A 5742-nucleotide genomic window follows, 5' to 3' on the forward strand; every position below is an offset into this window, starting at 1 on the left:
GTGGCCTTTCCGTCGGCGACGGCCACGTTATAGGTGTAGAAATGGTTCTCCGTTTCCGAGTTCCCCGTGGCGGTCAGCGCAATCGTCGAGCCGTCTACCACCAGCGCCTGATCCGCACCGCTGGTACTGACGGTCACGACCAACTTCGTCACCTCATCGCCTGCGGCATCCGCCGCCACCGTGACGGCGCTGAACAGCGGCGCGTCTGCGCCGGCCACCCCGTGTTCGTCGATGGTATAGACGCTATCCACCGCTGGCGTCGCGGTGACGGTCGGCGCATCGGTTGCGGCTTGGGTAGCCACCACCTCGGCCGCGGTCGTGACCGCCGCCGCATCGAACATCATTCTGGGCTCAAGCGCCAGGGCAACGCGAAGGTACTGTGGGTCAGAGATTTTTTTCATGAACGTCACCTAAAAAGGGCTAATCCCGCTGATTACTCAATCAGTCGGACGTAATTGCTTCGGGTTTCGATATCCGCCAGAATGGCGTCCAGCTTGTCGGCAATGTCATCTTCCGCCCCGGCAAACGTCGCGCTGTCGGCAAACGTCATCGAACCGCCGTTGTTATTGGTGCAGGTCAGCAGGCCGGGTCGGGCGACGGTGTCGAATAGCGTGCGGCCGAAATCCTCCGGATCGCCCGGCCTGACGCCGATGAAATAGAACAGCAGATTGCGTTCGCGGAAGCTGGCGCACAGGGACTGGAAACGTGCGGTGACCACCTGGTACTGCTCGCTGCTGCCGGAAGCTTCGTCTATCGTCTGGCCGACGTAGTAGTTGTAGGCGTCGGTATCGAACCAATCGCCGGTGGTATTGGCCAGCATGACGATGGCTTTAATGTTGCCGCTGCCGTTGCCGTCGAAATCCAGCGGATACTCCGTATCGCCCCAGCCCCCTTCCCCGCGGAATGCCGGAGCCAGAGACATCGCCGCCCACCCCATCGCCAGCGCATAGTTGACGTTGAACTGAGATTCCATCTGGTCCAGCCGGGCCGCAATCGCCGGAAGATCGTCGGTCAGCGGCAGCAGCGCAGCCGTCGGACACCCCTTGTCGGCGACGATATAGCGGGTATCGTTGGTGCCGGTCGCCTGTCCGAACGTCGGGTTAGGGCCGGTCCACTGGATCCACGGCATGCCGGGCGCGTTCTCCGGCAGGTCCGCCCGGTAGTGAACCGAGAACGTGCCTGCCGGAGCGCGATCCCAAAAGTAGTTTTCACCACGATAGAGACCGCGATGCAGGCACATGCGCTGGTCCTGCAAATCCGGCATCATGCGGCTGGCCAGGTTGGCGATGCCGTAATCGTTGTTGTTGAAGAGCGAGGTCAGCTCCACCGGCTTGAGCGCGGCGCTGGACGGCCAGCTGCGAATGCGACTGCTCCAGTTGTCCGCGTCGTAGACGTTCACCGTCTGACTGTAGGGCACCAACGCCAGCCGACGGTCCGGCGCATCGCTGAGCAGCGCATCGGCGAAATGGTTCGCCAGACGTCGTAGCGATCCGAGTTCGGACGCACCTTCCGATAACGTGTTAGGCAGTGTCAGCGCCACTTCGGCGGGCCGGTAAATCACCTCGACCGTAGAGTGAATCTCCTGCTGACGGTCGCTGAGCTGAAGCAGACTGGGCGCGGTGGTGAACGTCACCGCGACGGTATAGGTTTTACGCTCCTGACCGGTTTGCCCCTCGCTCACCGAGACGTCACCCGACGTTAGAGCATTAGCCAGCGTGCTGTTAAGCCCGAGATTGGCGCGGACGTAGTCGTAAGCCAACTGTTGGCGCAGCGCATCCTCCGAGCCGCCGCTGTTTTTGATCAGCGCCTGACGCCCCACGGCCAGCGCGGCGGCATCCGTGGCGCGTTTGATTTGCGCCGCATCGCCGGTGGCGGTCAGGGTATCGACGATAAACGCCCCCGCGACCAACAATCCCATCATACCCAGCGCGTAAAAGGCCGTGCCAACGCCAGCGTCTTCCCGCCAGAAACGGGCCGCAAGCCGCGTCAGACGCGATGTTGTCGCATGACGCTTATTCATTGTCTTCATCGTCGAGTCCGGCCTCCTGCGCCAGCGCGTCATCCAGCGCAATCGTGCCGTCGATAACGCGATTGACCGCCGTAACGTGCAGCAGGTTGGTAAGCGACAGTCCGCCCGCGAGGCTGATGTCTTCACCCTGCCGACAGAGTTCAACCACGATCATGGAGATTTCCGCCTGACCGTTTTTGGCGTCTTTTTCCGGCAGGTCGCCGGGAAACGTCTCTTCCGGCCCGGCCTGGTTGTCGGCGCACAACGCATCCGTGGTGCCGCGATTCAACTGCCAGTACACCTCGCCGGTCTGGCGGACGTTGCTAATCAACACGTGATAATTTCCGGCGCCGCTGTCCGGCATTACCGCATCCAGCAGCCCCTGCAACCCCTGTTCAGTCAGGTCCTGTTGCAGCCCCAGCACCGACGCGACGGCGCCAGCCCGTTGCTCCAGACGTTCGCGTTCCAGCTCGACGGTGTAGAGATCCGCGCACAACGCGCCTACCGCCAGCACGATGGGGAATGCCAGCGCCGTTTCCACCGCCGCCGAGGCGGCGTGATCGTGCCAGAAGCGCCGCAGCCAGATCGCCGCCCGGCTACTCATCCCGCAGCTCCGTGCCGTAAATGTGTTTGTACTGATAGCGGAAAGTGCCGCCCAGCGAGAGCACCTCCGGCAGCGGCGTGAGGAACGACTGGCGCAGCTGGACCGTCACCGACCATACCGGCAGCGAACGCGCATTCTGGGTCTGTTCGTCCTCGGACAAGGTCAGCCCGCCCAGTTGGCTCAGATTGTCGAAATGGAGCACGTTGACCGTGAGATCGTCCGCCTTCAGGTAACCAAACCCGACCTCGACCATGCGATCGCGCAGATCCTGCGCCATGCGATCAGGACTCTGCCCGCCGAGATCGTCTAGCCGGAACGACTGCACGGCTTTGTCCAGCGCCACGCTGCCAATGGCGATCAGCAGACCGATACGGGCCAGCTCGAATAGCATCATGACGCCCACCAGTACCACCGGCACCAGAAACGCCACTTCGGTGGCGATGACCCCACGCACGTCACGCCAGACACCGGTCAGCCGTGGGGCATTCATGTGCCGCGACACCCCGGCCATTACGGTTTCTCTTCACCCAGAGACAGGGGCTGGCGGCTGGCCAGCAGCAGCGCCTCTCCCTGTCCGCGGGACTGACGCAGATCCGCCGCGCGCCGCGACAGCTCGGCGACCAACCCGTCGATACGTTCAGGTACGGCGACAGACGCGATGGCTCCGCGCGCGTCTTCGTCACGCCCCGCGTACAGATAGGCCAGCGCCAGATTCAGTTTTACGGAAGGATGCCTCAGTTCGCTGGAGCGCAGCAGCGAGACGGCCTTGTCCGCCTGTCCGCTGTTCAGCCACGACAGCGCCAGATTATTGAGCGCCGCCACATCGGCGGGATCGCTGCGCAGCGCCTTGTCGAACAACGCTCTGGCCTCGTCATGACGACCGGCGGCATCCATCACGACGCCCATACCGTTAAGCGCGCTGGCGTTGTTCGGCGCGACGTCCAGCGCACAGCGGAAATCCTGCTGCGCCATCTGGCCCCTTCCCAGCGCCAGCTGCGCCCGTCCCATCCCCACGCAAATCGCCAGCGTCTGCGGCGGCGTTGAGGCGCCAAGCTGTTGCCGCGCGCGGCCATACAACCCCAGCACCTGGAGCGGCGGACGTACCGGCGCCGCCACGCTGGCGTACTCCAGCAGCTCGCCGCCGTCGAGCTTGCCGCGCGAATCCAGCCGGGCGTAAACCTCAGACGCCGCTTCCAACCGTCCCTGATCGCGCAGCAGGCGCGCCAGACGCAGCCCTTCTTCCTTGGTGCCTTTCAGTCCCTGGGACGTTGCGCAGCCGCTCAGGAGAACGACGCACAGTAGGGCCAGCAGGCCGCCGCGTTGGGACAGGGTGATCTTTGTCATCAGCGTATTTCTCTTCTCTGTGCTCGATAGGTATTAAGGGGTCGTTCGCCCTCGCCATATGGCGCTTAGTGGGAGAGCAAACGGATCACTTTCAGCAACGCCGGCGACGCCATAATGGCGATAATCGGCGGTAAAATTAGCCCCATCAGCGGAACGCTCAGCTGCGCAGGCAGCTTCCCCGCCTTCTCCTCCAGCCCGAGGATCAGGGTTTTGCGACTCTCGTCCGCGATGGTGCGCAGCGCCTGCGAAAGCGGCGTGCCGTAGCGCTCGGCCTGGATCAGCGTGGCGACCATACTTTCGATCTCCGCGACCCGAGTGCGCTCAGCCAGATGCGTCATCGCCGTGGTGCGATCCGACAGGATCTGCAGTTCGGCGGCGGTGTAGCGCAGTTCGTCCGCCATCTCCGGCGCCGACAGGCCCAGCTCTTTGGAGACCACCTGAAAAATGCGCCCGATGGGCAGACCGGCTTCGGCGCACACCACCATCAGATCCAGTGCGTCCGGCACCGCCCGCGCCAGCTTTTCTCCCCGGCTGGCGGCGCGCCATCTCAGCCACCATTCCGGCAGCAGAGCGCCGACGAAGTAGCCGATGAGCGCCGCCGCCAGTCCGGTCATCCCAACGCGGTCCGCAGGCGGCAGAGCGCCGCCCACCAGTATCAGGGCGCACAGCACACCACTCAGCAGTTTGCCCAACGCCAACCAGCCCACCGCTTCGCCGCGACGGAAACCGGCCAGATCGAGCATCCGACGAAGCTGGCGGCGATCCCGCTCAGCGCCCGCCAGCCGTTCACCCTGCTCCGCCAACGGCCGCAGCAGTTTCTCCAGCGGCGGCGGCAACGGCACTCCGCGATCGCGCAAGAGCGAGCCGTCCGGCGGACGACCAGCATCGTCTTCCGCCGTCGTCGGCAGGTGCGGCCGCAGACGTTCGGCCAAACGCTGCCGCTGTCGCTGACGGCTTTGCGTACGGGCCAGAAACAGGCCGCTCGCTACCAGCGTGATCCCCAGCCACAGCCAGGGGTCGTCGAACAGAGAGGTCATGTGACGCGTTCTCCTACCGTATCCGTTTCACCATCAGGTGCGTGATGAGCATGCCGAGCGAGACGCTGCACAGCGCGTACATCAGCACCGTGCTGCCCACCGGGTCGGCGAAAAGAAACATGAAATCATCCGGCGACTTCAGGTACATGTAGCCGAGACAGCAGGGAAACAGCGCCGCCACAATCTTGGCCGTCGCCCGCGCCTCCGAAGTCTTCGACTGGACTTTCAGCGCCAGTTCGCGCCGCTCGCGGAGCGTGGCCGACAGGCGTTCGAGGGTTTCGCCCAGACGTCCGCCCGCCTCCTGACTGATGATCAGGATCACCACAAAAAAGCGGTACTCCGCCATAGGCACCCGGCTGGCGGAGGTTTGGATCACCTGCCGCAGCGGAATGCCCAGCTTCAGCCAGTGGTCGATGGTGCGAAACTCCGCCGCCAGCGGACCGGTCAGGTGCTCCGCCACCAGCGCGAAAGTATTGGCGACCGGCACGCCCGCCCGGCAGCTGCGGGTAATGGCGTCCACCGCTTCCGGCAGGCTTTCGCGCAGCGCTTTGAGGTGTTTTTGCAGCGTGCTACGAAACAACAGCACGGCGACGACCGCAAACAACAACAGCGCGAACAGCAGGCCCAGTCCCAGCGGGGACGGCGTGCGCCGTCCAATGGCAATGCCCAGCGCAAGACTGACCGCCGCCAGAACCAACGCCCGCCGACGCAGGTTTTTTCGCCAGCCGATAAAGTCCAGCTGCGCCCAC

7 protein-coding genes are annotated in these 5742 nt (G+C 64.1%); all 7 read right to left on the reverse strand.

The genetic code is table 11. From position 1 onward, the window contains the following. On the reverse strand, positions 1-401 hold a 401-nt coding region (locus tag Q7O77_RS13780), incomplete at its 3' end, for an LEPR-XLL domain-containing protein (RefSeq protein WP_304168349.1). A gap of 32 nt (positions 402-433) precedes the next feature. Beyond that, positions 434-2029 carry a TadE/TadG family type IV pilus assembly protein gene (locus tag Q7O77_RS13785; RefSeq protein ID WP_304168352.1) on the reverse strand — a complete coding sequence of 532 codons (1596 nt, stop codon included), beginning with the start codon at positions 2027-2029 and terminating at the stop codon, positions 434-436. Beyond that, the gene (locus tag Q7O77_RS13790) at positions 2013-2612 is read right to left on the reverse strand and encodes a TadE/TadG family type IV pilus assembly protein (protein WP_304168355.1); all 600 of its coding nucleotides are present in this window, start codon (positions 2610-2612) and stop codon (positions 2013-2015) included. The genes Q7O77_RS13785 and Q7O77_RS13790 overlap by 17 nt, the downstream gene beginning before the upstream one ends. Beyond that, positions 2605-3102 (reverse strand): TadE/TadG family type IV pilus assembly protein, encoded by a 498-nt coding sequence (locus Q7O77_RS13795; protein WP_304168358.1) that lies wholly within the window; start codon positions 3100-3102, stop codon positions 2605-2607. The genes Q7O77_RS13790 and Q7O77_RS13795 overlap by 8 nt, the downstream gene beginning before the upstream one ends. A gap of 20 nt (positions 3103-3122) precedes the next feature. Next, positions 3123-3956 carry a tetratricopeptide repeat protein gene (locus Q7O77_RS13800; RefSeq protein ID WP_304168360.1) on the reverse strand — a complete coding sequence of 278 codons (834 nt, stop codon included), beginning with the start codon at positions 3954-3956 and terminating at the stop codon, positions 3123-3125. 65 nt (positions 3957-4021) lie between these two features. Beyond that, entirely contained in the window at positions 4022-4993 is a 972-nt protein-coding gene (locus Q7O77_RS13805) for a type II secretion system F family protein (RefSeq protein ID WP_304168363.1), read from the reverse strand. A 13-nt stretch (positions 4994-5006) separates the two neighbouring features. Further along, positions 5007-5742: type II secretion system F family protein (locus tag Q7O77_RS13810; RefSeq protein ID WP_304168366.1), on the reverse strand; the 736-nt coding region annotated here is incomplete at its 5' end.

The sequence above is a fragment of the Lonsdalea britannica genome, assembly GCF_946477055.1.
GTDB classification, from domain to species: Bacteria; Pseudomonadota; Gammaproteobacteria; order Enterobacterales; family Enterobacteriaceae; genus Lonsdalea; species Lonsdalea britannica_A.